This window comes from Methylocystis sp. MJC1 (assembly GCF_026427715.1).
GTDB lineage: Bacteria > Pseudomonadota > Alphaproteobacteria > Rhizobiales > Beijerinckiaceae > Methylocystis.
This window is the reverse complement of sequence record NZ_CP107561.1, coordinates 59,164-81,271: the sequence shown is the minus strand read 5'-3', so window position 1 is coordinate 81,271 and position 22,108 is coordinate 59,164. Positions and strand designations below refer to the sequence as shown.

Sequence of the window (22,108 nt, the reverse complement as noted above, 5' to 3'; positions counted from 1 at the left end):
TGCTCCTGTCTCCCTCGGTTTGAGGGTTTCTTGGAGCCCCACCGCGCATAGGACGTGCCAGCAACGAACATATTGATCTACTTCGAGTTCTGAGAGCCGCTTTTCGAAAAGTCGTCCGCCTTTATGACATTTGGTGTCCGTCGAGCGGACAGCAGCAATTTGCCGCATGCAAGTTGGGCCAAAGCTTGGGAGAAGCTTCTGGTTCGTTCGAACAGCGCGGCTGCGCTGAAGGAAAGGCTGCGGCGCGCCGATCGAACCTGCGAGCTCCGGGGAGCTAGGCCGTGACATTTCAACTATGGAGGCAGAGCGCCATTTCTGTCTTGCACCCGACAAGCGCGATTCGGGGAAGCGGCATTTATGGAACGCGGAGGGGCGAGCCCGCGAGTTTTCATATTGGGCCTTAGGCGAGAAGACTCCCCTCGGGTAGAATGCGGGCATGGAGACCTGTAGAGATTCTTGCAGCGGCTCAGGCGCTTTAACGGCGTTGCCCGCGCCGGATCGCGCCTCGCTTATCCGGCAAGCCTTCCGCCTCGAATGGCTTACGGTTACATGGATGGTGGTCGAGGGTGTCGTCGCAATCACGGCCGGTGTAGCGGCGGGAAGCCTTACACTTACCGCCTTCGGGCTCGATAGCGTGATCGAGTTGGCGTCGGCTTGTGTTCTCATCTGGCGTCTAAACGTCGAATTGCGACACGGGCAGGCTTTTTCCGAGCGCTCTGAGCACCTCGCCAGCAAGATTGGCGGAGGCCTGCTCTTCGGATTGGCCGCTTACATCGTTGCCGGAGCCATTTGGAGCTTGTGGACGCGACACGGCGAGGCTTTTTCCCTCCCCGGACTGATTGTCGCGCTGCTGGCAATCCCCATCATGACATTGCTCTCGCGGCGCAAGCTCAAGATAGCGACCCAACTTGGCAGCCGGGCAATGCGAGCAGATGCCGTCGAGAGCATCACTTGCGGCTGGCTGTCGTTGGTTGTGGTGATCGGACTCGTTGCCGACCTTCTACTTGGCGCGTGGTGGGTGGACGCCGCGACCTCGCTGGCGATTGTTTGGTTCGTCGTGAAGGAGGGACGTGAGGCGTTGACGGGCGAAGAATGTTGCAAGCACGACTAGCCTCGCCGCCTGTGGTTTGTTCCAGCTTGGAGGCACGCTCTCGTGAGCGTACCCCCTGTCAGTTTTTCGCTCCGTCCGACGCTCTGCAACATAATGATTGCCTTCGACTCGCCGCGGTCAGGCACAACGCCGCTTCAAATTCCGCTGTGGGCGCCGATAAATATTCCCGCGCCCAAGAGCCCCGCGCCCAGAAGCATTCCAACGACAAGCCATTGAATCATTTGCCGCCGCGCGACATCCCGCGCCACCTCTCTTGCCGTAATCGCGATCGCTTTCGCCAAGTCCGCTTTGGCCGATTCCGCGCCCGCCCGAATAGTCGCCTCGGCGGTCGCGCGCGTTTCCGAAAGAACGCGCTGCGCTTCCGCCGCAATCGCCTTCGGAAATTGCCGGTAGAGCCCCTCGTAGTACTGGAGAGCGAAGATCACGAGCCAAAGCGCGTCATTTTCGCGCAGATCCAGCTCCGCTTGAACTCGTCGCAGCTGGTCGCGCTCGCGCTCGGTCGTGGCGCGCCCCAGCATGCGCTCGAAGCTCGACAGCGGCGCAGTGGTCTCATTCATTATCGACGACTGGCGCGAACACCTTGCTCACCTCTTCGAGCCAGCGGCGCAGCTCGGCGCGATTGCCGATCGGCATCGTTTGCCAGGCGCGCGCGATGCTCAAGCGATTGCTGTAGAGATCGTCGCTCACGCGATCGGCCATGTCGGGAAACAGCAGGGAACGGCCACCCTGCTTCTCGACCGAGGATTTCACCTCGGAGCCGTTATAGAGCTCGAATTTCGAATCGGCTCCGAAGTACCCGTTCTTCAAGACGTGCACCGTCGAGTTCGGAATCGCGTCGATGTAGTCCTGCAGCAGCTCCAGGCTGTCGCGCTGACGATTGATCACCCAGAGCGTCACCAGCTGGCGCTCGAGCTCCTCAAGGGACTGGCTGAGTGTTCGACCATATGCCGCGACCCCTACGTTGTTGCGCGCCGCCGTGTTCACGACGACGCTGCTGCCCTTGTATTCGTCGCAGATGTTCACGAAGCGGATCCATCCGTCCGCCTCGTCCAAATTCACGAGCTCGCAGACGACCTCGTTCTCATATGACTTGAACACGTCGGGGTTCGAAGTGTCTGCGTCGATGACGAAAACCTCCTCGCCTCTTTGGGTGAGATTGTGGACGAGGCCCATGGTGACGAGCGATTTGCCCACCCCACCCTTGCTTCCGCCCACCACGTAAATCGCCTTGCTCATCGCTCGCGCTCCTAGATTCGTTCACGGTCTCGCCGGATTGGGAAAGATGACGCGCGCGGGACGGTCGCATCCGGCGGCCCCTCGGGCTTCGTCGCGCCAATCGTGGAAGGAAATGGGCTGGGCATTGGAGGAATCGGACGACCTTCGCCACCCGCCGTTCTCTTTCCGGCGTTCGTAGGCGCGATCTCTGGCGGCCTGGAGCGCTGTTCGGCCTCCGGCGGCGAAGGTTTATAGGTCGCGTTCGTCGCGTTCGTCGCCGCCGTCCGATCCCTCTCCCTCCCCTTACGTTTCGCGCCGAGATGGCGGCTCAAGGTCGAGATGGAGACGGCCAGCCCGTCGGCGGCGAGCATCTGTTGTATGTCCTTGTAGGACAGGTTTTTTTCCTCGGCGACCGCCGCGATCTCGTCGCGCATGGCGCGCAGGAGCGAGGCGACGCGTGGGGCGCGCTCCCGTTTGGGGGCGGCGTCCAGCCGTCGCTTCAGCCGTTCCTGGTGGTCCTCGAAGCCCATGCGCGCAAAATATAATAAAATGGCGATGGCTGCAACGACGCGTGGCCGGCTGCGATGCGGGTAGTCGGGCGCAATCTCACTCATTTGAATGAGAAGCCGTGGAAATGAATGGGAAACCCTGAAAATCGGCGAGATGCGACAGAGAACGCCGCGCAAACGCTTGCAACGTGTGGGATTCGAGTGAGATTCGGCGGTTCTGATGGAGATTCGCGTGGATACATATGCGAAGGGACGCAATTTTGGAGAAATAGAGCGCAATTCGCAGAGATTGTGCGCATGCGCGATGCAACGAAGGTAGAATGCGGGAAGAAACGGGTGAGAACGCTGCAAACTCATAAAAATAGTGCATCAATATGATATGCTGTGAAATCGCGAGGTAATGAATGAAACGTGAGTATATGTGAGTGACGTATGTTGTTTTAGTCTTGGCAGGATACCGAAAATGTAGCACATTTTCTTGTGTGCCCTCGCCGGGCGGGCTATCATCGGGTCCGGCAGTTTGGCTTTGGCCAAACCGAACCCTCGCGGCAGACCTGAGACATGACGGACCAGCAGACCGGTTCCCGCCGAAAGGCCGTGACGCGCAGCGTGCGCATGTCCGAGGAAGAGCACGCGCTCTTCGGGGAATTTTGTGACTCTCTTGGGGTGACGCCGAGCGAAGCCTTGCGGCGCCTGGCGAGGTCTGCCGCGCTGTTGGGCCCGACGTTCACGGGTGAGGCGCGCGCCGAGGTCATTGCGCTCACGAGGCAAATGCGCGCCGTCGGCAACAATCTCAATCAGGCCGTTCATCACATGAACGCGGGTCATGTGATCCAGAGCGAAGATATGAACGGGCACCTGGAGGCGGTGAGCCGCGCGGTCGGCGAGCTCGATCGCCTCTACCGGTCGCTCTGTGTCAAATCCTATCGACGAACTGAAGCCGCCGTCGGCGGGCGCTCGAAATGATTGATCTTGCCGCTTACGACCTGCGCCCTCTGTCCGAGCGCTTGCGCCGGATCAGAGGCGCCAGGGACTTTCGCGAGCGACAAGCGCTGCTCGAGGCCGTGGACTCTGAGACGCTTCTGGAAGCGGCGCGCCCCGCCCCTGCCCGCTCGTCTCAATTGGCGCGAACCCCTGCGAGCGGTCTGCCCTATACGGGGCCACGCGCGCCGTCGCGCGCCGCTGGCGAAAGCAAAGAAGACGAATGGGCCATGCGCCGGCCGGGAAGCGGACGCGGCGGAATCGCGGCCGACCCTGCGCCAAGCGCTCGTCCGGAAGGCGGAGCCGCTCCCGGCGGCTCCGCTGCTCCCTCCTCTCGGCCCTCCGGCGTCTCTCCCGCAATCGCTGCGAAGGCCGGCCTCGCCGCCGGCGCGCAGGCCGCCGTCGTGAAGCTCGCGAGCTACGGCTCGGGGAGCGCGCGCGCCGCGTCGCTCCTCAACTACCAAAGCGACAAAGGCCAGCTTACCCTCGAGCGCGAGGATGGAACGCTGGTCACCGGCAAGGCCGCTGTCGACGATCTCGCCGCTCACTGGCGCGAAGACGACGCGCGCGAGCCTTCGAAGGATGTCTTTCGCGTTACGCTCACCTTCGAGGGCGGTCTCGATCTCAAGGCGGCGCGGGCGGGGCTCGCAGTCGCCCTCGACGCGCATCGTTATGCCTGGAGGATCGAGCAGCGCGCCGACTCGACTGCGATCCATCTCGTCACTGTGGCCGCCGGCGCGCGCAAAGACCAATATGCAAAGAAAGAGCGCATCTACGCGAACGAGAAATCAATCGATCGCTTTCACGACAAGATCGAGGACGCCTTCGGCCGCGATGTCGATCTCTCGGCGCCGGTTTGGGCGCATGGCGTCGAGGGAGCGACGACCCAGCTTGCAGTGCTCACCAAAGCTGGCGAACTGCCGGCGGAGACCGACACCGGCATAAGTTTGCGAGAAGCCGCCGATCGCCACTTCGTGAAGCAGCCGAGCAACGCGAACCGTCCGAAGCCAAAGACTTTCAACCCGGCGCTCGAGATCGCCAAGACCTGGCGCCCCGCCATGAGATCGAGCAGTCCGCGGGATTTCGCGCATGTGATCTTGAGCGCGAAGCCAGGGACCGACAAAGAGGCTTTCATGGACGCCGCACGGGCGACGCTCGCGCGCGAGTTCAAGGGACACGAATATGTATTCGTCATGCACACGAACAGGCGGCATATTCATGTCCATGCCGCGGTGAGGCTCGCCAGCGCTACAGGCGAAAAGCTGCATCCGGGGATCCAGGATTTCAACCGTTGGCGTCAAACGCTCGCCGAGGAAGCGCGCGAACGTCACATCTCTATGGAGGCCGTTCGTCGCTTCGATCAGGCTCACGCGCCCGCCTATAAGCTCAAGGACGCGAAGATGATCGAGCGCGGCATTGCGCCGGAAAGCATCCGGCGCCGCGTCGAGCGCGTTCAGAACCGCGAAATTCATCAGCCCACGCGCGAGGAGGGCCGGCGCCGCGCCGCCGAAGCGGCTTCTCATTGGAAATCATTGGCCGCTCGCCAAGCGGTCGTCCTTCCGCCGCTCGCAGCCGGCGCCGTGCGGCTCTACCGCGCCGAAGCGGCGAATGAGGGCTCCCATCGCGCGCCTCTCTTTTCCGTCGATCGCGCGCTTGCAGAAGCCTATGCCGCAAAAGGCGGACCTTCGCGGCTCGTTTACTTGGACGTCCCGGCGGACCGCATTTCGGAGCTTCGTCCGTCGCGCCAGCAGCCGGCTAAAGTCTTCGTCGTTCCGCCTGCCCTCAGCTTACTGCGCGAGCCAGTGAGCGGAATCGAAGAAACCGCCATCTTGCCGTTCCAACGCCGCGCCGAGGCCGCGCTGACAACGCGCGAAGAGCAGCAACGCAACATACTCTCGGAGGATAAAACCGTGCGAACAGCAGAAACGATGGGCGCCGCCAAACGAAACATGGCCGGCGCTATGGCCCGTCTTGGCGACTATCTCCCCGAGGGAGCCGTCAAGGACGACCTTCTGCGTCGCTCGCGCGATATTCTTGATCGCGCCGAGGCTGCCACGAAGGAGCAAGGACGACTGGACCGAAACCCTGGACAGATCGAGGGCGACCGCTTCGTCGAACCCGAGCCGCAAAGCGTCGGCGCTCTGTTCACCAACGAGAAAAAGGGAACGGAGATCCATTACAACCGCCACGATCGTGAAAGCGGCGCGTTCCAGACTCTCGCGTTCATAGACAGCGGCAAACAGCTAGACGTTCGCGACTGGAGCAACAGAGAGAGTGTCAATGCGGCTCTGAGGCTCGCTTCTCAAAAATGGGAAACGATAAGCGTCAGCGGAAGCGACGAATACAAGGAAACCGCCGTCCGACTTGCGGCTGAGCACGGCTACAAAATCACGAACCCGGAACTGCAAGGCCGCATTCGCGAGCTGCGCACCGAGATCGAAGCGCTGCGCGCGACCGTGACCGAGGGGAAAGAAAAACCCGGAAACACAGAGACGGATGCGCCGGCGAAATCTGTCTCGCCTGTTGGCGAACAACGTCAAGGCCCCGTCGACCAACCAATCCTCAACACGACGCCAGCGGAGCGCGCGATCGAGCTCAATAGCATCCGCGAGCGCGTCGACGTCGAGGCGGAACGAGAAACCCGCCAGGCAGCACGCGCGAGGGAAGCTCACGAAGCCAACGCCGCCACCGGAACCGAAGGAGCGCCTTACCGCGCTCCAGAGGAAGCCCGCGCGGCACGCGAAGCGGAGCGGGCCGCAGACAACAGTCCCGCTCGCGAAATCCCCGCAGACCCCGCGCAAAGCGAGGCTATTCAGGCCCTTCGCTTTGAACAGCGCCGCGTGCTCGATCACGCCAATCGCGACGAGCAGAAACGCATCGACGCGGAGAACGCCGAACGCTTTCGCCAAGAAGAGCGCCGTCAGGATCGCGACGAAGCGGAAGGCGAGTCCATGTAGCTGCCACGAGCCTTACGCCAGTCAAGGCCTGCCGAGCGGTCGCGCATGCGCCTAATATCGCCGAGGACACGGTTCCCTTGCCTGTCCGTGGTGTCGCGAGGCGAGGATTTCAATGATGACTTGCAGCACATTTCGTTGGAACGCCTTCGGCGCCGGCTGGGCCCCTCAATGCTGTGACGCGTTTGCCGCCGGACCTGCCAATTGCGCCATTTGCGGACCTTCGCGCGCTGCTTCATATTCGCAAGAGCGGCGGCGCCTTGGCTCTTACCCGTAGCCCAAGCGCCCTATTCAAGTCTTGAACACGGAGGGCGACAGCGCTTCAGGCCCTCCGGCACCAGAGGGGGCGGCTGATGCTGTCGGAAACCGAGATCGTGCGCTGGGAGACGATCGCGCCGTCCTTGCTTACCTTAGACTATCACGACAAGGCGGTCGTTTACGGACAGGGAGACCGATTGGAGAGCCTCTTTTGGCTGCTCAGGGGCATCGTCAAACTTTCTCATATCACAGAAGGTGGAGTTCAACTGACCATCGATGTGATGGGACCGGGCGGCGTATTCGGGAGCACATTGGCGGAGCATCTGTCGGATCACACGGCGACATCGCTCGGCGAAATTCACGTCGCCAAAATCACACATCAGGAACTGAATAGCCTGGTGGGCGAGAGTCCGGAATTCGCCACTTTCCTCTATGCCCAACTAGAAGCCAGGCAGAAACGGACGGAAAGAAAGTTGATCACTCTCCTCACCAAAAAGGTCGAAACGCGGCTCGTCGAGACCCTGCACGAACTCGCCTTAGTGTTCGGAGCGCCGTGCCCACATGGCTACTCGCTCGAGATACCGCTGACTCAGCAGGACATCGCTGATCTGGTTTACGCCAGTCGGCCTGCGGTGACTAAGGCCATGAACGCCTTGCGTCGCCGTGGCGTGCTCGATTACCGCCGGGACCTGATCTGCGTAAATCATTCCGCGCTGCAGTCCGCCGCGTAATCAAGCCGGACCGCTTTGTAATCTCGATTACAGACTTGCGTGTTGCGGAGGCGTAGGTTCCTGCCTTGCGCGGCTATGACACCAAGGCCGCGATCGAGACGGAGAACGCTCATGAAGCCCATCACGCCAACCATACACGGCTATTTGGACTACCTGACGGTCGTCGTGTTTCTGGCCGCACCAAAGCTTTTGGGACTCGACGGCTTGCCGGCGTTGTTATCTTGGACGCTAGCAGGGGTGCATCTGGCGCTCACGCTGGTAACTGATTTCCCGCTAGGCTGGCGTCCTTGGCTGCCATTCTCGATTCACGGGTGGATCGAACGAATCGTTGGCCCGGCATTGGTTCTCATCGCGTTCTTGCCCAATTTTTCAAGCAACAGCTCGGCATTTGGCCTTTACCTATTCATGGGGCTGGTGATCGTGGCGGTCGGATGGCTGACCGATTATTCCGCAGGAGCAAAGCAAGCGCTGAGGCCAATCGGTTGACATTGCTGGCGAAGGGCGAAGGTCAAGAGCCGACATTCGCGATAGGCCGAAGTCAAATCCGTTTCGCCCAAGAACGCGGGGCGACGATCAGGTGACGATGGCGACGGGCGGCGACGCGGTGATCGATCACGCCGTCGGGTTCTCATGCCGACATCCGGCGCAGAGACCTCGCGCTTCGATACTGAGCGCACGGAGAGAGAAGGACAGGGCAGAAAGATCGGTCGCCAAGCTTTCCACGATCACCGGGATAACGACTTCTTCGATCCCGCCGCAGTTGTCGCAAATGGCGAAGCAAACCGCCGCCGCATGGTCCTGCTCCTGCCCATGGCATCCGGGATGGCGGCACGCGACGAAGGCGTTGAGGGATTCGACACGATGCGCTTTGCCCTCCGACACGAGCTTGTTGAGTGCTCTATAGACAGTGGTCGGAGCCGCGACGACCTGGGGTCGAATCGCTTCGATGATATCGTAGGCGCTAAGCGGTCGCTCCGCCGCTTGCAGCGTGTTCAGAATTCTTCTCGCATTGCCACCTGCCTGTCGCATCCGACCTTGCCTCGCTTACTACCTAGCCCGCTCTGTAAATGTTAAACCATTACCCGAGGCGGCGCCGTCGACCAGATTCGCTGACGATGAGGGCTGTCTACGACGCCAGAGCCTTGGTCAATTCCCTCACGTTGTGGCGCATCATGTCGATGTAGGTTGGCGCCGGCCCGTTCACCTCGGAGAGCGCGTCGGAATAAAGCGTGCCGCCGACCTTCGCTCCAGTCTGTGCTGCGATGCTCTGCGTGAGACGCGGGTCCGCGATGTTCTCAAGGAAGACGGCGGCGACCTTGTGCTGCTTAATCGCGTCGATGATGCGGGCGATGTCGCGCGCGCTCGCTTCCGCCTCGGTGGAAACGCCCTCGGGCGCAATGAATTCGAGGCCGTAGCGCGCCGAAAAATAGCCGAAGGCGTCATGGGTCGATACGATGCGCCTGCGCTCTTTGGGAATGCTCGAGATGGCGCGTGAGATCTCTTGGTCGAGAGCGGCGAGCTTCGCGGAATAGACCCCGGCGGCTGCGCGGTAGGCTTCGGCCCTCGCCGGGTCGGCGGCGATCAGCGCGTCGCGGATGTTCGCGACATAGATTTGCGCGTTGGACACATCTTGCCAAGCGTGCGGATCGGCGCCGCCTTCCTCGCCCTGCCGGATCGCCATTGATTTGCTGACCGTCACGACCAAGGCCTTGGTCCTCGAGGCGGCGATCAGCCGATCCATCCATCCTTCGAAGCCGAGGCCGTTCACGAAGACCAGTCGGGCCTTGGCGAGCGCCTGTCCGTCACGCGGCGTCGGCTCGTAGACGTGGGCGTCGCCATTGGGGCCGACGATGGTCGTGAGATCGATGCGGGCGCCGCCCACTTGGTGCGCGAAATCGCCGAGGATGGAGAAGCTCGCGACGATGGGGAGCGGCGTTTCCGCGGCGAAGGCGAAAGCCGCGGGCGTGAGGCCGACGGCGGCGATGAAAGCGCGACGCGTCCACATTGGCGTTATCCCTCCTTGATTTCCGCCCCGTGAAACGGGCGCAACGAAGTTTCAAAAGGCCTGTTTCAGGCCGACGAAAAATCCGCGGCGCGGCCCGAACTGCGGGGCGAAGACGCCGATGCCCGAACCATTGCGCAGCTCATAGGCGTGGTCGAGAAGGTTGACGACGTCAAAGCGCAGCGTCAGCGGCTTGTCGAACACCATGCCGATCTCGCGCGAGAGCCCCAAGTTCACCTGCGTGTACGGCGAGACATGCGTGGTGTTGGCGAAGCCGCTCCGCAAGCCGCTGCCGTAGATCATGTCCACCGAGCCTCGAACGCCCCACAAGACGTAGGACGCGCCCGCCGAGCCCGTCCAGGTCTGCGCGTGGTCGGTGTAGATGTAATGGTTTGCGACATAAGTGAAGTCGTCGGGAGCGAACAGAAACTGGTTCGATATCCACTGCGTCGCGCGCTGGCGCGCCCAAGCGAGATTCGCGTAGGCGCGGAAATCCCCGCTCTCGAGTTTGGATTTGAATTCGACGCCGCTGTTGTAGGCACGATCATAGTTGAAGGCCGTCAACGCCAGGGCCTGCCCGAACTGGCCGTCGTCGATGAGGTTGCGGGCGCGCTTGTAGTAAAAGTCCAGCCCGACCTCGAACTGCCGCGTCAGCTTCTGCGTCGCGCCGACGTCGAAATAATGCGCGCGCTCGGGACGGACGGGACTCGAGAACGGGATCGCAGGCGCCTGCGTCGTGTTGTTGTAGAGGAGAAGGTTCGTGGGCGACGCCAACGCCTGCGGCGGCGGCGTGAAGTTGCGCGCATAACCGCCATGAAGGGTTGTGTCGTCCGTGGGCTTGAAAACGATCGACGCGCGCGGGCTCACCTGGTTCGTCTCGACGAACTGCCAAATCTGGTCGAAGCGCAATCCGCCGTTCAGCGTCAGCCGGTCGGCGAGCTTCCATTCGTCCTGCGCATAAACGCCCGCGATCCAGCCGACCTTGGCGCTGGAATCATAGACGCCGTGGGGCGCGTCTATCGAATTGCCGTTCATGTCGAGCGGCTCGAGGGTCGAGTTGGTCACGACATGCGTCTTCTCGCCGCTGACGGTAAAGCCGGCGCGCAAAGTGTGGCCCTCGCCGGTTCGATAGGCGCCGTCCCCTTGCAGGCCGTTGACGAGGCTCGCGCGATAGACGTCGGAGGCGACGCCGTTGAAGACCAGATCGCCGATCTGGTCGGGGACGAAATGCAGCGTCGAGTAGCGTGAGAAATAGGAGAGCTGCGTGTCGACGGCGCCGGAAGAGTGCGTCAAGGCAATCACATTGTAAAAGGTGCGTTCGTCTTGAATCTCATTGAGTTTGGAGGAGTCGAACCAGCTTATGCCGAAGGCTTGGAATTGCGGTTGCTGATTGGGATTATCGGGAATGTGGAAATTGGCGACCGAGGTTCCGGTGATGTAGCTCAGCTTGGTCGCGTCGTTGATCGCATAGGACGCGTAGCCGAAGAACCGTCCCTGCTCGGTGATGTCGTGGATCGCTTCATGGCTCGGCGTTGGATTTTCAATGCCGAGATTGTTGCGGATCAGGCGACCCGTGGCGAAAACCTCCCACTGTCCGCTCTTTGCGCCATATTCGAAGTAGGTCTGACCGGTTCCGTGGCTGCCGCCGTACATCGTGACGCTGCCGCCGGGCGTTGCGGATGGTTCGCGCGAAACGATGTCGACAAGGCCAGCCGTCCGCAGGCCGTATTGGGCCGGCAGCGCGCCGGTGACGAGCGACATTGAGCCGATGAAGCCGGTCTCCATCACTTGCCCGAAGCCGGAGACGCCGTCCGGCAGCAAAATGCCGTTCACTCGGTATTGGAGATTGGCGTGCTCGTTGCGGACGTGCAAATTGCCGCTTGCGGCCGAGTCCTGCGCCACGCCCGGCGTCTGCAGCAGCACCTTGTCCAGCGGCGTCTGGTCGCCCTGCGGGAGTGCTTCGATCGCCGCTCGATTCAAGGAATAGTCGTTGACGCCGATCTTGGGCTGGAGGCGATCGAGCCTTTCTTTGCTTGGCAGCTCCGCGGGCTGAGCCGCAGGAACGGGCGCCGGGGGAGCTTCGCGGGCAGCGGGGGGAACCGAGGCGGCGGCCACCCGGCGCGTTGGAGGAACTCCATGCGGCTTAGTGTGAATGACGACGCGCGTCCTGTGAGCGGCGCCGACCTCGATCGTCGGCAAACTCTGCTGCGCTGCGGCCCCTTCGGCAAATCCCGCTGTGGTCGCCGCGACGATAGCGGCTGCGTACATCGTGTGCGTCATCTTCATGGGATGCCCCCGCGTTTCGAACGGCGGACAAATGATATGTTATAACATATCACATTTGTCAACTTGGTCGTGGATCAGGACGGGGCGGCATCCCTCGCGAGACAAGGCCGCCACTACGTCCTGACCAGAGCAATTCGGAGGTCGAATTTGCGTCATTCTGCCGCCTTCCTTCCTCCGACGACGCGCGGCCCGATGAAAAGCCTGCCCCCTGTCACCACATCTCTGCCATGGAACACGGTTGGGTGTGCGAGATGACCAAGCCCGGAGAGCTAAAATTCGGACGCGCGATTCCGACGCGCGCGGCGCGAGCCGGGCGTGCCAAGCAAGCGTCGCAACGTGCGCTGATGCCGAGATCGAAGAAGGAGCGACCGGCGAGCAAGGGGCGCGTCCACAAGGGGCGGACGCGCAACTGATCAGGACGACGAAAGGATAATCATGACGGCATCAAAGACCATCGCCGCCCTGATGGGGCCGACGCTCGTCGCAACGGCCCTCATGATCCTCCTCAACTTGGACGCGATGCCGGGCATGATCGAGGAGATGTCCAAGATCCCGATGCTGATCGTCCTCTCCGGCTTCGCCGCCTTCGTGCCCGGTGTGGCGATCGTCTACTTCCACACCCGCTGGACCGTAGGCTGGCCGGTGCTGATCACCATTTTTGGATGGCTGTCCGTGATCATCGGCTTCGTCCGCATGGTCTTCCCCACGCGGTTGGCGGGGATCGCAGCGCAGGCCGCCGCCGGGCCAGCCATACACGTCGTGCTGCCCGTGTTCGGCGCCGTCTTTCTGATCGTCGGCGGCTTGCTATCCTATAAGGCCTATCGTCGCGATTGAGGGCGGCGGACACGGGGTTCAGTTTGCTGACGATCCCGTTCGATCTCGAACGCCTTGGACTCGCCATGCGTCCTCTTCGTTCGCCCCGAAAACCGCTGGGCGCAATTTCTAAAAGGTATACTAGCGAAGGGTCGCGAGGCTCGCCGTCCATTGCCGCAGTGGCGTCTTGGCGTTGCTCCACGTCTTGTCGCGCAGCTATGGGGTTCAACGGATGCTGATCCGCTTTTTCCTCCAAACATCCATCTGGTTGTCGGCGATGGCCGCCCTCCTTTTTGTGCCGGCCGGCACGACGGCATGGCCGGAGGCTTGGATATTCTTGGGCATCATTGGAGGCGTCGGCGCGGCCGCGGGGCTTTGGTTCGCGCGACACGATCCTGGTCTCTTGAGGGAGCGGCTGTCCTCGCCCTTCCAAGCCGGCCAGCCGGCGTGGGACAAGGCAATCCTGTCGCTGTTCTTCGCACTCTATCTGGGGGCCTTCGTCGTCATGGGGCTCGATGCCGTCCGTTGGCGAGCGACCGTCATGCCCGTGTGGGCTGAAGCGGCGGGCGCCGTATGCATCTTGGTGTCCTACGCGATCATCTGGCGCGTCTTGGCGGAGAACTCCTTCGCCGCGCCGGTGGTCCGGATACAGGCGGAGCGCGGGCAGCGGATCGTGACGACCGGCCCCTACGCCATCGTGCGCCATCCGATGTACGGCGGCGCGATCCTCTTCCTGCTCGGGACGCCGCTGCTGCTCGGCTCGTCTTATGGGCTCGTCTTCGTGCCCCTATTGGTGATCCTGCTCGCCATCCGCTCGGTCTTCGAGGAGCGTGCGCTGTCGGAAAGGTTCCCTAAATACGCCGCCTATACGGAAAAGGTCGGATACCGGTTGGCGCCCTTCGTTTGGTAGGCGTAAGCCGTTTCTTCAGTGACCCCGTAATATCTCCTGGAGTATTTCCTCGACCGAGTGCGGCGAAATTCCGAGGTCTTCAAATCCGGGCATCTCTGGCGACGACACGGTGTCGACCTGCATCAGTTCTACTTGATTGCGAGTGACGGGCGGGCTTGGGAGCATTTCCGCGAACCAAGCCAGCGTGTGCCAAGCGGCATATGGGATAGGAACTAACATGGGCTTGAGGTTGGCTTCGTGGGCAACGACTCTGAGCAATTCTTCATAAGAGTAGACGCGAGGACCGCCAAATTCGAAGGTGATCGCATGCACGTCCTTGCGATCCAGCGCCCTAGCGATTGCTTCCGCCACATCCTCCACATAGGCGGGCTGCAGTCTCGTGAGACCGCGCCAGAACATCGGATAGATTGGAAGCCGGCCGAGGAGCTTGATGATGGCGGTGAGAAATGAATCGTCCAATCCGAACATCACCGCCGGGCGAATGAGAATTGCATCTGCAAACGCGGCGCGAACCGCCAGTTCGCCTTCGCCACGCTTGCGGATATAGAGCGATGACGAGCCGGCATCGGAGCCGATTCCTGAAACGTGCGCGAGCCGCTCCACTCTGGCTCGACGTGCTTGATCTGCCACTCGTTGAGCAGCCTCGACATGCACGGAATGAAAAGTCTCGCGGCCATGCTCGACGTAAAGACTGACCGCATTCACAACGCCGTAAGCGCCAGCAAGTGCATTGGCGACTGACTGCTCATCGTGAATGTTGGCATCGACTGAATGAAGTTGCGGATCATCAAAACCAAACAGCCTATGCCCCCGATCCGGATGCCTCGACGCAATCCGAACAAAAAAACCAGCCTTACGGAGATGCCAAACCACCCGGCGCCCGAGAAACCCGGTTCCGCCGAACACGACGATGGAGCGCTCGTACATGGTCGCCATCGCTCAAATTCGCTTGCTTACGTCGGAGCAGCCTCGATCATATAGATAACGTGGATGGCATCGCCCCCAACTGCACGCGCCTTGTCTGGATCGGCGTCAGTGCGACGGTAGATCCCAGTTCGTGCGCGATGACGGAACCGCCGCGCGCCAAACCGCACTGTTGGAGCCCGCCGCTTGAAAGCCTTCGAGAGTCTTTCCGCAGGCGTCAGGTGAGATCGAATCGGTCGGCGTTCATCACCTTGGTCCACGCCGCCACGAAATCAGCCACGAACTTCGCTTGCGCGTCGGCCGAGCCATAGACTTCGGCAAGTGCGCGGAGCTCGGAGTTCGAGCCGAAGATGAGGTCGACTCGCGTGCCGGTCCACTTCAACGCGCCGCTCTTGCGATCGCGTCCCTCGAACACGTTCTCGTCCGCTGTCGCTTTCCACTCCGTGCCCATGTCCAGGAGGTTCACGAAGAAGTCGTTCGTCAGCGTCTCCGGCCGCTGCGTGAAGACGCCGTGCTGCGACCCGGTGTGGTTCGCGCCCAGGACGCGGAGGCCTCCGACGAGAACCGTCATCTGCGGGGCGGTGAGAGTCAGGAGCTGCGCCTTGTCGATTAGAAGCTCCTCCGCCGGCACGGTGAATCTGGCCTTGAGGTAGTTGCGGAAGCCATCTGCAACCGGCTCGAGATAGGCAAAGGACTCCACGTCGGTTTGCTGCTGTGACGCGTCCGTGCGGCCGGGCGCGAATGGAACGGCCACGTCGTGCCCGGCCTTTTTCGCGGCCTGCTCGACGGCGGCTGAGCCGCCGAGAACGACCAGATCGGCGAGCGATACTTTCTTGCCGCCGCTTGCCGCGCCGTTGAACGCTTTCTGGACGCCTGCAAGGGTCTCGAGCGTCCTTGCCATTTGGGCTGGCTGGTTGACTTCCCAATCCTTTTGCGGCGCGAGACGGATGCGCGCCCCATTCGCCCCACCGCGCTTGTCGGAGCCGCGGAAAGTCGAAGCCGCGGCCCAGGCGGTCGCGACGAGCTCCGAGATGGAAAGTCCCGAGGCGAGGATCTTGGCCTTAAGATCCGCGATGTCCTTGGCGTCGATCAGCGCGTGATCGACGGCCGGAACCGAATCCTGCCAGATCAGCTCCTCCGCCGGGACCTCCGGGCCGAGATAACGTGCGCGCGGACCCATGTCGCGGTGCGTGAGCTTGAACCACGCGCGCGCAAACGCATCCGCGAATTCCTCCGGATGCTCTAAGAAGCGCCGGGAAATCTTCTCGTAGGCCGGATCCATCCGCAAAGCGAGGTCGGTGACCAACATGGTCGGCGTATGACGCTTCGACGGGTCGAACGCATCCGGAATCGTGGCGGCGGCGCCCTTCGCCCTGAATTGATTGGCCCCAGCCGGGCTCGTCTCCAGCTCCCATTCATATTTGAACAGGGTCTCGAAAAAGCTGTTGCTCCACTTCGTCGGCGTCGCGCTCCAGGTGACTTCCGGACCGCCGGTGATCGCGTCTTTGCCTTTGCCCGTGCCGAACCTGCTCTTCCAGCCAAGGCCCTGTTCCTCGATCGGCGCAGCTTCCGGTTCGGGACCCACCAGCGCTGCATCGCCCGCGCCGTGAGCCTTGCCGAAGGTGTGTCCGCCGGCGATGAGCGCAACCGTCTCCTCGTCGTTCATCGCCATGCGCTTGAAGGTCTCGCGAATGTCGACGGCGGCGGCAACCGGATCTGGCTTGAAGTTCGGCCCATTCGGATTGACGTAGATGAGGCCCATATTCACGGCAGCCAGCGGATTCTCGAGATCGCGGACGCCGCTGTAGCGCTCGTCGCTATGAGGATCAGGGAACCAAGCTTTCTCCTTGCCCCAGTAGACGATCTCGTCGGGCTCCCACACATCGGGGCGCCCCCCGCCGAAGCCGAATGTCTTGAAGCCCATGGTTTCGAGCGCGACATTGCCGGCAAGGACCATGAGGTCGGCCCAGGAGATTTTCGAGCCGTATTTCTGCTTGATCGGCCACAAGAGCCGCCGCGCCTTATCGAGATTCGCATTGTCCGGCCAGGAGCCGAGGGGTGCGAACCGCTGCTGACCGGCGCCGGCGCCGCCGCGGCCGTCGCCGATGCGATAGGTGCCGGCAGCGTGCCACGCCATGCGAATCATGAGCCCGCCGTAGTGGCCGAAATCGGCCGGCCACCAGTCCTGGCTGTCCGTCATCAGCGCGGCGAGGTCTTTCTTCAGGGTGGCGTAATCGAGCTTCTTGAATGCCTCGGCGTAGTTGAAAGCCTTGCCCATGGGATCGGATTGGGGCGAGTTCGCGCGGAGAATCCTCAGGTTCAGTTGATTCGGCCACCAGTCTTTGTTCGACCTCATGCCGACATTCGTGGTCCCGTGCACGACCGGGCACTTGCCCGCGTCCCTGTCAGTCTTCGCGTCCATCTTTCTCTCCGACCGTGTTCCAGTCTTCTTCGAATTGTTCGTATGAACCCTGGCCAGCCGCTTCCTTCACTCGCTCATTCGCTCACTGCCGAATATTCCTATAACAATTGGCTCGAGAGCACGCCGGCTGAAGCGCGTCCTAAGCTAAGCGCGAGCACTACGGGAATGACTAGCGACATAGGGCGCTGCCGAAGGTCCGGCAATGTCGCCCAATCGGAATGGAGGGAACAAAGCGTCTGATTTCGCCAGCTCGCTAGTTCCGTCATCCGAAATAATCGCCAGTCGTGCGCGTCACAGCAGTTCGCGCAGATCATCCGGCGTGTCTTGGAAAAGCGCTGACGCGGCTTCAAGCTGCGCCACGTCGGCTTCGAACTCCGCCCGCTTCTCGCCCGCGAGAGTCGATGCGGCCGCCGACTTCAAATCCTCTACCCATTCCGCGGATTCGGCGCTGACGCCAGCAACGAGCGCCACCATATCCGCCGGTTCGGGCGCCCTCTCCGCTTCGCCGCCGGCGCTCACCACGGTGATAGGTGGCGGCGGTGGCGCCATATCAGCGGGGGGAAGTACAGGCGCAGCGCCCCTTAAAGCGTCAGATCCAGGCGTGACGTTAACCGCAACACCCGCCCTTTCGGCGCGGTCGGCATTGAGAAGATTTCGGGCGGCGACTATTTCCGCTCGCAGCGATTTCGTCACAACGTCCGGCGGGTCCGCGCGTCGCATCGAGAAGCCGCGCGGCTTCTCCAGAGCGGCGAGCGACTGAGGCTCAGTTCGAAGCTGCTTGCAAAGTGCTGCGACCTTCCCATTGCTCGCTTCGTTCATCGCTGCGACGAAAGCCCTGCGGAATGGCTCGGCGTCAACGAAGATATCCTCGGCAGCCGCCATCACGCGCGCAAACGCCGCGTCGTGCTTCGCCCCAAGCGCGGCAGGAGCGATCGTCGCTGCCGGATCGGCCGACCAGTCCGACGATAGGCCGTCAGCTCCTACATCCGGCATGCTCAGTTGAGCCCTGAAGGGCGCCGACGCCGCGACCTTGCGCTTGTATCCGCCATCCGTGAAGAAGTTGATCTTGTCCAAAACCGCCGCGTATTGGCCCCGCACCAGCAGAACCGACTTGTTGCTGTCCAACCGCCGAAGGGCTTCCGGGGCCATGATTGGCTCAAGCTCCCACCGCCCTTGCGTCGTTCGACTCGCGCGAGGAGCCCCGCCGACCAGGCTCCCGCCGCCAATCGAAGTCCCCCAGCCTTCGCGGCGAATGTAGTGCTTTCCGATTTCCTCCGAGCAGTATTTAGCCGTCGTTTCGTCGCCGACGCCGATCAAAACCTTCACGTCCATATTGCCGACCAACATGTCTCGCGTCGGCTTGCCGTAGCGCACGTCCAATTGAGTCAGGCCCTGCGCTATCACCGCGATCTGGAACCCATAGCCAGCGACGAGCGGCGCGCGATCGACGATTTCGGGCATACGCCCGAATTGGTAAAATTCATCGAGCATCAAGAGAAGCTTGTGCGGCTCGTCGAGTCCCGGAAGGCTCTTCAGCAGCACGTCATGCACCTGCTGCACCAGAAGACGGACGACCGCTTCAACCGAGCCGAAACTCCCAACCGGCGTGCCAATCAAGATCGTGAACGGCTTTCGTCGCAGCTCCGCAATGTTGAAGTCGCTGCGGCGCGTCACATCTTCCACAAGCTTGTTGTTCCAGGCATCGAGCGCCGTGACGATGTGCGCTTCGAAAGACATGCGCTGCTTCTCTTCGCGGCCTATGTGCTGGCGAAATTTGTCAGCGACGAACTCATTCAGATTCGGCTCGGCAACCAGAATATCCGCCATGACGGCCGCGAGGCTGCGACCGCGGCTCATCATCTTAAGCCCGGATTTTATCGTGCGCTGTCCGCGCATCGTGTCGCTGTCGAGGACATAACCCAACAGGCCGGCGAAGAGTCCCCGAGCGGTTTCGGCCCAATATGAGTCTCCCGTCGCCGGCGTCGGAATTAGGCTTCGGGCGATGTTGGCCACATCAGTCGCCGTTTCCGGCCAAGGCGAGACGAGATCGAGCGGGTTCCAACAATGCGATTCCGCTGAACCAGGCGAAAACATAAATACCCGCTGGCCCATGGCCGCGCGCGCCGCGCCAATCTCGCCCCACATCTCGCGCTTTATGTCCAAGCCAATCAAGGAGCCGCGCCATTCAAGGGCGTTCGGCAGCACGAAGCCCACGCCCTTGCCGGCTCGCGTCGGCCCGTTCACATAGATATGGCTGGCGCCGCTGTAACGAACGTCCTTGCCGCCGAAGCGTCCGAGAAAAATCGAGTAGCCAGGCTCGCCGTTGAGCAAATTCGCCTTTCGCAGATCGTTCAACGTCGCGAGCCTGGAGCCGCCTGTCGGAGGCGCCATCGCCCGAATCCCTTCAATGGCTTGCTTAGCGACTACGGCGACGACCACGAAAGCAACCGTAGCGCCAAGAGTCGCCCTTGCGACCAAGTTTTTGACAACCGGGCTTCCCCATTCGCTTTGAACAGCGCGTAGGGGCAACAGGAGTTCAAATTCTCGCGTGAAGCGAGACCAGAGAGACCAGTTATGAGAGTGCCATGCCACCGCCAGGGCGTAGGATGCCTCCCAGAGAAAGAAAGCAGCCGCGAGCGCGCCGAGCGCGCCGAGCAAATATAGCGGCCAGCGCATCGACCCTCTCACGCTTTTTTGGTGAAGCCCCGGAAATAAACTTCGGCCACGCCTCGCGTCGGACGGCGACGCAATTGAACGACCATCGGCACGACTGAGCGGACGTATTCCATGATCTCTGATTTGCTCAGCTTCAAATCCGATTGCAGCGTCATGAGCGCCAGGCGCTCGAAAGCGCCATAAGAGCTGTCGGCATGTAGCGTCGTCAGGGAGCCGGGATGACCGGTATTAACGGCCTGCAGGAAGGTCGCCGCTTCGGCGCCACGGATCTCGCCGAGGAACAGCCGGTCGGGCCTCAATCGCAGGCTCGACTCCAGCAAGTCTTGAACCGTCACCTGGGCGAGGCCCTGCCCGCCTTTTGAGGCGAGCAAGGACAACCAGTTGGGCTGTGGAGGCTGAAGCTCGCGCGTGTCTTCGATCGAGATCACGCGCTCAGTATCAGGAACCTCCTTGAGCAGCGCATTGAGAAACGTCGTCTTGCCCGACGACGTTCCGCCCGAAATAATCATCGTCACGTGGTTTTTGACGGCGAACGTCAGAGCCCTTTGCACGCCTTCCGGCGCCCTGTCGTGCAGCAGCTCGGCAAGTTCGCTCTCTAGCTCGGGATAGTGGTTGAGGTCCGCTTTGAGCGGACCTCTCACCTTCACGGCCTCGAACGCGCCCATTTGCGCGTAGTCGTCCAGGTCGAGATTCGCGATGACCTGCTTGCGGATCGAGAAGGCGCCGCCCGAAGGCGCCGCCGGCGCGAGCACGCCCTGAAATCTCTCCCCATGCGGCATGGCCGCCGAAAGCAGCGGCGTCGACGAGTTCACGGACTGCTGGGTGATCGAGGCCACATGCTCGGCGAGCCGCCGAACGGCCGTCTCGGTCAGCTGAGGAACCTCAAAGCGCTCCATGGCAGGCTTGCCAAGCGCCTCAACCCACACCTCTCCCGGCCTGTTGACGCATATCTCGATGACGTCAGGGTTTTGTAACCAAACCCGTATGGGCTCCGCCGCGTTCCGGAAGAACACCGGCAGGGTCTCCCAAAGCGGTATCTTCGTCGCGCCGCGCGCGCTTATTGGGGTGCTTAAGTTCATACAGCGCCTCTTTCACGGGGTCGGCATAGAGGTCGGAGAAATCGAGGTCGCGCTTCACGAAAACGAGGATTCTCGTCCCCTGATCCACGTAGATCGTCGGGGGAATGTGAATCTCGTCTTTCAACGCCTCTTCCGCCATGCGTGTGATGGCTTGCGACGCCGCCTGGGCGCCGATTTGCCGCGCGCTCAGGAGAGTCGAGTTCTGGGTCCCGGCTATGGGAATGAGCTGACCGGTCACCGGATCGAATGCGTATTGCTGGTTCGCCGGCTGATTTTGATTTTGTCCGAGCGACGCGACGAATTGCGCGACGCCGCCCGTGAGCGTCAGCAAAGCCGCATTCCCGAATCTGTCGAGAAAATGCTTGTCGACCTCGCCTTCGAGACCCGAGCGGCCGAGATTGTCCGTGCCATAAGATCCGAGCATCAGCGACACGCCGTCGGCGCGCAACATGCGCGTCCAGATGATCAAAACGCGAGACTGTCCCCGGACGACGCCCGAGCGATATTCGCCCGTGAGCATCGTGCCCTTGGGGATGAGGACTCGGCGCCCGTCGAAGGAATAAACATCTTCGCTCACAGAGGCGCGCACGTTGCCAGGGAGATCAGACTGAATGCCCGTTTCCAAGACGCCGCGGATCATGAAGCCCTGCGGCACGAGCGCGTCGATGCGCGAGTGCTTCACCGCCCGAGCTCGGGTCACGTCGTTTTCGGCGTTGCGAAGAAAGCGGCGATTGGGATCTTCTTCGTCCTTTTCGATACCAACCCTCGCCGAAGGATCGACGGACGCCGTTCCTTCCTTATCGTTGATGGCGAGCATGGGCGAGCGAAGGCGAGCCTCCAGCTTCGCCTCGGCTTCTTTGCGCAGCCGTTCGAGCTCTTCGAGGCGTCGCGCCTCGCTGTCGTCCGGCCTGGGCTCTGCGGCGGGAGCGACCACAACGGCAGGCTGAGGAACCGGAGGTGTAACTGGGGGAGCCGGAATCACGAATCTGGCGGGCTCGTCCTTCTGCGCAGGCCGGTCGAAGGTCGCGCCGGGCTGTAGCCGGGCGGTCGCAAAAGATTCGTCGCCGGCGTTCTGCGGCTTCGTTTGTTTGCGGCCGGACGCGTACCACATGAGGCCGATGACGACGGCGGCGGCGAGAACAGCCACGCCGCCCAGCATCACATTGGGGTTCGATGACTGGCGGGTGACGGTCTCATTCGCGAGCCGGCCCTCTTCCTCGAAATCAGCAGCCATGAT

General features: G+C 61.9%; 18 protein-coding genes. 7 read left to right on the top strand and 11 right to left on the bottom strand.

The features are described 5' to 3' along the window. Positions 1 to 484 precede the first annotated feature (484 nt). Positions 485 to 1,111 carry a cation diffusion facilitator family transporter gene (locus OGR47_RS21555; RefSeq protein ID WP_267270107.1) on the top strand — a complete coding sequence of 209 codons (627 nt, stop codon included), beginning with the start codon at positions 485 to 487 and terminating at the stop codon, positions 1,109 to 1,111. A gap of 134 nt (positions 1,112 to 1,245) precedes the next feature. On the opposite strand, the gene OGR47_RS21550 is transcribed toward OGR47_RS21555, so the two are convergent. Genes OGR47_RS21550 through OGR47_RS21540 form a run of 3 tightly spaced genes read right to left on the bottom strand, consistent with a single transcriptional unit; the run spans position 1,246 to position 2,940 of the window. Further along, complete coding sequence (locus OGR47_RS21550) at positions 1,246 to 1,668, bottom strand: hypothetical protein (protein WP_165050496.1); 423 nt, start codon at positions 1,666 to 1,668, stop codon at positions 1,246 to 1,248. Beyond that, positions 1,661 to 2,347, bottom strand: coding sequence for a P-loop NTPase (locus OGR47_RS21545; protein ID WP_165050498.1), 687 nt, complete (start codon positions 2,345 to 2,347; stop codon positions 1,661 to 1,663). The genes OGR47_RS21550 and OGR47_RS21545 overlap by 8 nt, the downstream gene beginning before the upstream one ends. An 11-nt stretch (positions 2,348 to 2,358) precedes the next feature. Further along, complete coding sequence (locus OGR47_RS21540) at positions 2,359 to 2,940, bottom strand: hypothetical protein (RefSeq protein ID WP_165050500.1); 582 nt, start codon at positions 2,938 to 2,940, stop codon at positions 2,359 to 2,361. A gap of 456 nt (positions 2,941 to 3,396) precedes the next feature. Between OGR47_RS21540 and mobC the strand changes: the two genes are divergently transcribed. From mobC to OGR47_RS21520, 4 genes are all read left to right on the top strand, one after another. After that, positions 3,397 to 3,801: a plasmid mobilization relaxosome protein MobC gene (mobC, locus tag OGR47_RS21535; protein WP_165050502.1), complete on the top strand. Its 405-nt coding sequence runs from the start codon at positions 3,397 to 3,399 to the stop codon at positions 3,799 to 3,801. Then, positions 3,798 to 6,773: an LPD7 domain-containing protein gene (locus OGR47_RS21530; RefSeq protein ID WP_165050505.1), complete on the top strand. Its 2,976-nt coding sequence runs from the start codon at positions 3,798 to 3,800 to the stop codon at positions 6,771 to 6,773. The genes mobC and OGR47_RS21530 overlap by 4 nt, the downstream gene beginning before the upstream one ends. A gap of 350 nt (positions 6,774 to 7,123) precedes the next feature. Beyond that, positions 7,124 to 7,759 carry a Crp/Fnr family transcriptional regulator gene (locus OGR47_RS21525; protein ID WP_165050507.1) on the top strand — a complete coding sequence of 212 codons (636 nt, stop codon included), beginning with the start codon at positions 7,124 to 7,126 and terminating at the stop codon, positions 7,757 to 7,759. A 111-nt stretch (positions 7,760 to 7,870) separates the two neighbouring features. Then, a complete protein-coding gene (locus OGR47_RS21520; protein ID WP_165050509.1) occupies positions 7,871 to 8,245 on the top strand; it encodes a hypothetical protein in 375 nt (124 codons plus the stop codon). Between the two features lie 126 nt (positions 8,246 to 8,371). Here OGR47_RS21520 and OGR47_RS21515 read toward each other — a convergent pair whose 3' ends face one another. The 3 genes from OGR47_RS21515 to OGR47_RS21505 form a co-directional block, all read right to left on the bottom strand. After that, positions 8,372 to 8,788 carry a Fur family transcriptional regulator gene (locus OGR47_RS21515; protein WP_165050511.1) on the bottom strand — a complete coding sequence of 139 codons (417 nt, stop codon included), beginning with the start codon at positions 8,786 to 8,788 and terminating at the stop codon, positions 8,372 to 8,374. Between the two features lie 97 nt (positions 8,789 to 8,885). Continuing rightward, entirely contained in the window at positions 8,886 to 9,764 is an 879-nt protein-coding gene (locus OGR47_RS21510; protein ID WP_165050514.1) for a metal ABC transporter substrate-binding protein, read from the bottom strand. Positions 9,765 to 9,815: 51 nt separating this feature from the next. Then, entirely contained in the window at positions 9,816 to 12,047 is a 2,232-nt protein-coding gene (locus tag OGR47_RS21505) for a TonB-dependent receptor (RefSeq protein ID WP_246729617.1), read from the bottom strand. Between the two features lie 435 nt (positions 12,048 to 12,482). Between OGR47_RS21505 and OGR47_RS21500 the strand changes: the two genes are divergently transcribed. Continuing rightward, positions 12,483 to 12,881 carry a hypothetical protein gene (locus OGR47_RS21500; RefSeq protein WP_165050516.1) on the top strand — a complete coding sequence of 133 codons (399 nt, stop codon included), beginning with the start codon at positions 12,483 to 12,485 and terminating at the stop codon, positions 12,879 to 12,881. 316 nt (positions 12,882 to 13,197) lie between these two features. Further along, on the top strand, positions 13,198 to 13,770 hold the full coding sequence (locus tag OGR47_RS21495; protein ID WP_246729618.1) for a methyltransferase family protein: 573 nt from the start codon (positions 13,198 to 13,200) through the stop codon (positions 13,768 to 13,770). Positions 13,771 to 13,785: 15 nt separating this feature from the next. On the opposite strand, the gene OGR47_RS21490 is transcribed toward OGR47_RS21495, so the two are convergent. From OGR47_RS21490 to virB10, 5 genes are all read right to left on the bottom strand, one after another. Continuing rightward, on the bottom strand, positions 13,786 to 14,706 hold the full coding sequence (locus tag OGR47_RS21490) for a complex I NDUFA9 subunit family protein (RefSeq protein ID WP_165050522.1): 921 nt from the start codon (positions 14,704 to 14,706) through the stop codon (positions 13,786 to 13,788). Positions 14,707 to 14,911: 205 nt separating this feature from the next. Continuing rightward, entirely contained in the window at positions 14,912 to 17,116 is a 2,205-nt protein-coding gene (gene katG, locus OGR47_RS21485) for a catalase/peroxidase HPI (RefSeq protein ID WP_165050524.1), read from the bottom strand. A gap of 291 nt (positions 17,117 to 17,407) precedes the next feature. Beyond that, positions 17,408 to 19,507: a type IV secretory system conjugative DNA transfer family protein gene (locus OGR47_RS21480; protein ID WP_165050528.1), complete on the bottom strand. Its 2,100-nt coding sequence runs from the start codon at positions 19,505 to 19,507 to the stop codon at positions 17,408 to 17,410. Between the two features lie 293 nt (positions 19,508 to 19,800). Further along, complete coding sequence (gene virB11, locus OGR47_RS21475; protein ID WP_246729619.1) at positions 19,801 to 20,871, bottom strand: P-type DNA transfer ATPase VirB11; 1,071 nt, start codon at positions 20,869 to 20,871, stop codon at positions 19,801 to 19,803. After that, complete coding sequence (virB10, locus tag OGR47_RS21470; RefSeq protein ID WP_165050532.1) at positions 20,753 to 22,105, bottom strand: type IV secretion system protein VirB10; 1,353 nt, start codon at positions 22,103 to 22,105, stop codon at positions 20,753 to 20,755. Before virB10 ends, virB11 begins: the two co-directional genes overlap by 119 nt. Between the last annotated feature and the right edge of the window lie 3 nt (positions 22,106 to 22,108).

Coding starts and splice junctions, on each gene's coding strand:
- OGR47_RS21480 (WP_165050528.1), bottom strand. CDS start 19,507: ATGGCGCCTCCGACAGGCGGCTCCAGGCTCGCGACGTTGAACGATCTG.
- OGR47_RS21505 (WP_246729617.1), bottom strand. CDS start 12,047: ATGAAGATGACGCACACGATGTACGCAGCCGCTATCGTCGCGGCGACC.
- virB10 (WP_165050532.1), bottom strand. CDS start 22,105: ATGGCTGCTGATTTCGAGGAAGAGGGCCGGCTCGCGAATGAGACCGTC.
- OGR47_RS21530 (WP_165050505.1), top strand. CDS start 3,798: ATGATTGATCTTGCCGCTTACGACCTGCGCCCTCTGTCCGAGCGCTTG.
- OGR47_RS21490 (WP_165050522.1), bottom strand. CDS start 14,706: ATGGCGACCATGTACGAGCGCTCCATCGTCGTGTTCGGCGGAACCGGG.
- OGR47_RS21500 (WP_165050516.1), top strand. CDS start 12,483: ATGACGGCATCAAAGACCATCGCCGCCCTGATGGGGCCGACGCTCGTC.
- OGR47_RS21510 (WP_165050514.1), bottom strand. CDS start 9,764: ATGTGGACGCGTCGCGCTTTCATCGCCGCCGTCGGCCTCACGCCCGCG.
- katG (WP_165050524.1), bottom strand. CDS start 17,116: ATGGACGCGAAGACTGACAGGGACGCGGGCAAGTGCCCGGTCGTGCAC.
- mobC (WP_165050502.1), top strand. CDS start 3,397: ATGACGGACCAGCAGACCGGTTCCCGCCGAAAGGCCGTGACGCGCAGC.
- virB11 (WP_246729619.1), bottom strand. CDS start 20,871: ATGAACTTAAGCACCCCAATAAGCGCGCGCGGCGCGACGAAGATACCG.
- OGR47_RS21540 (WP_165050500.1), bottom strand. CDS start 2,940: ATGAGTGAGATTGCGCCCGACTACCCGCATCGCAGCCGGCCACGCGTC.
- OGR47_RS21525 (WP_165050507.1), top strand. CDS start 7,124: ATGCTGTCGGAAACCGAGATCGTGCGCTGGGAGACGATCGCGCCGTCC.
- OGR47_RS21515 (WP_165050511.1), bottom strand. CDS start 8,788: ATGCGACAGGCAGGTGGCAATGCGAGAAGAATTCTGAACACGCTGCAA.
- OGR47_RS21545 (WP_165050498.1), bottom strand. CDS start 2,347: ATGAGCAAGGCGATTTACGTGGTGGGCGGAAGCAAGGGTGGGGTGGGC.
- OGR47_RS21520 (WP_165050509.1), top strand. CDS start 7,871: ATGAAGCCCATCACGCCAACCATACACGGCTATTTGGACTACCTGACG.
- OGR47_RS21550 (WP_165050496.1), bottom strand. CDS start 1,668: ATGAATGAGACCACTGCGCCGCTGTCGAGCTTCGAGCGCATGCTGGGG.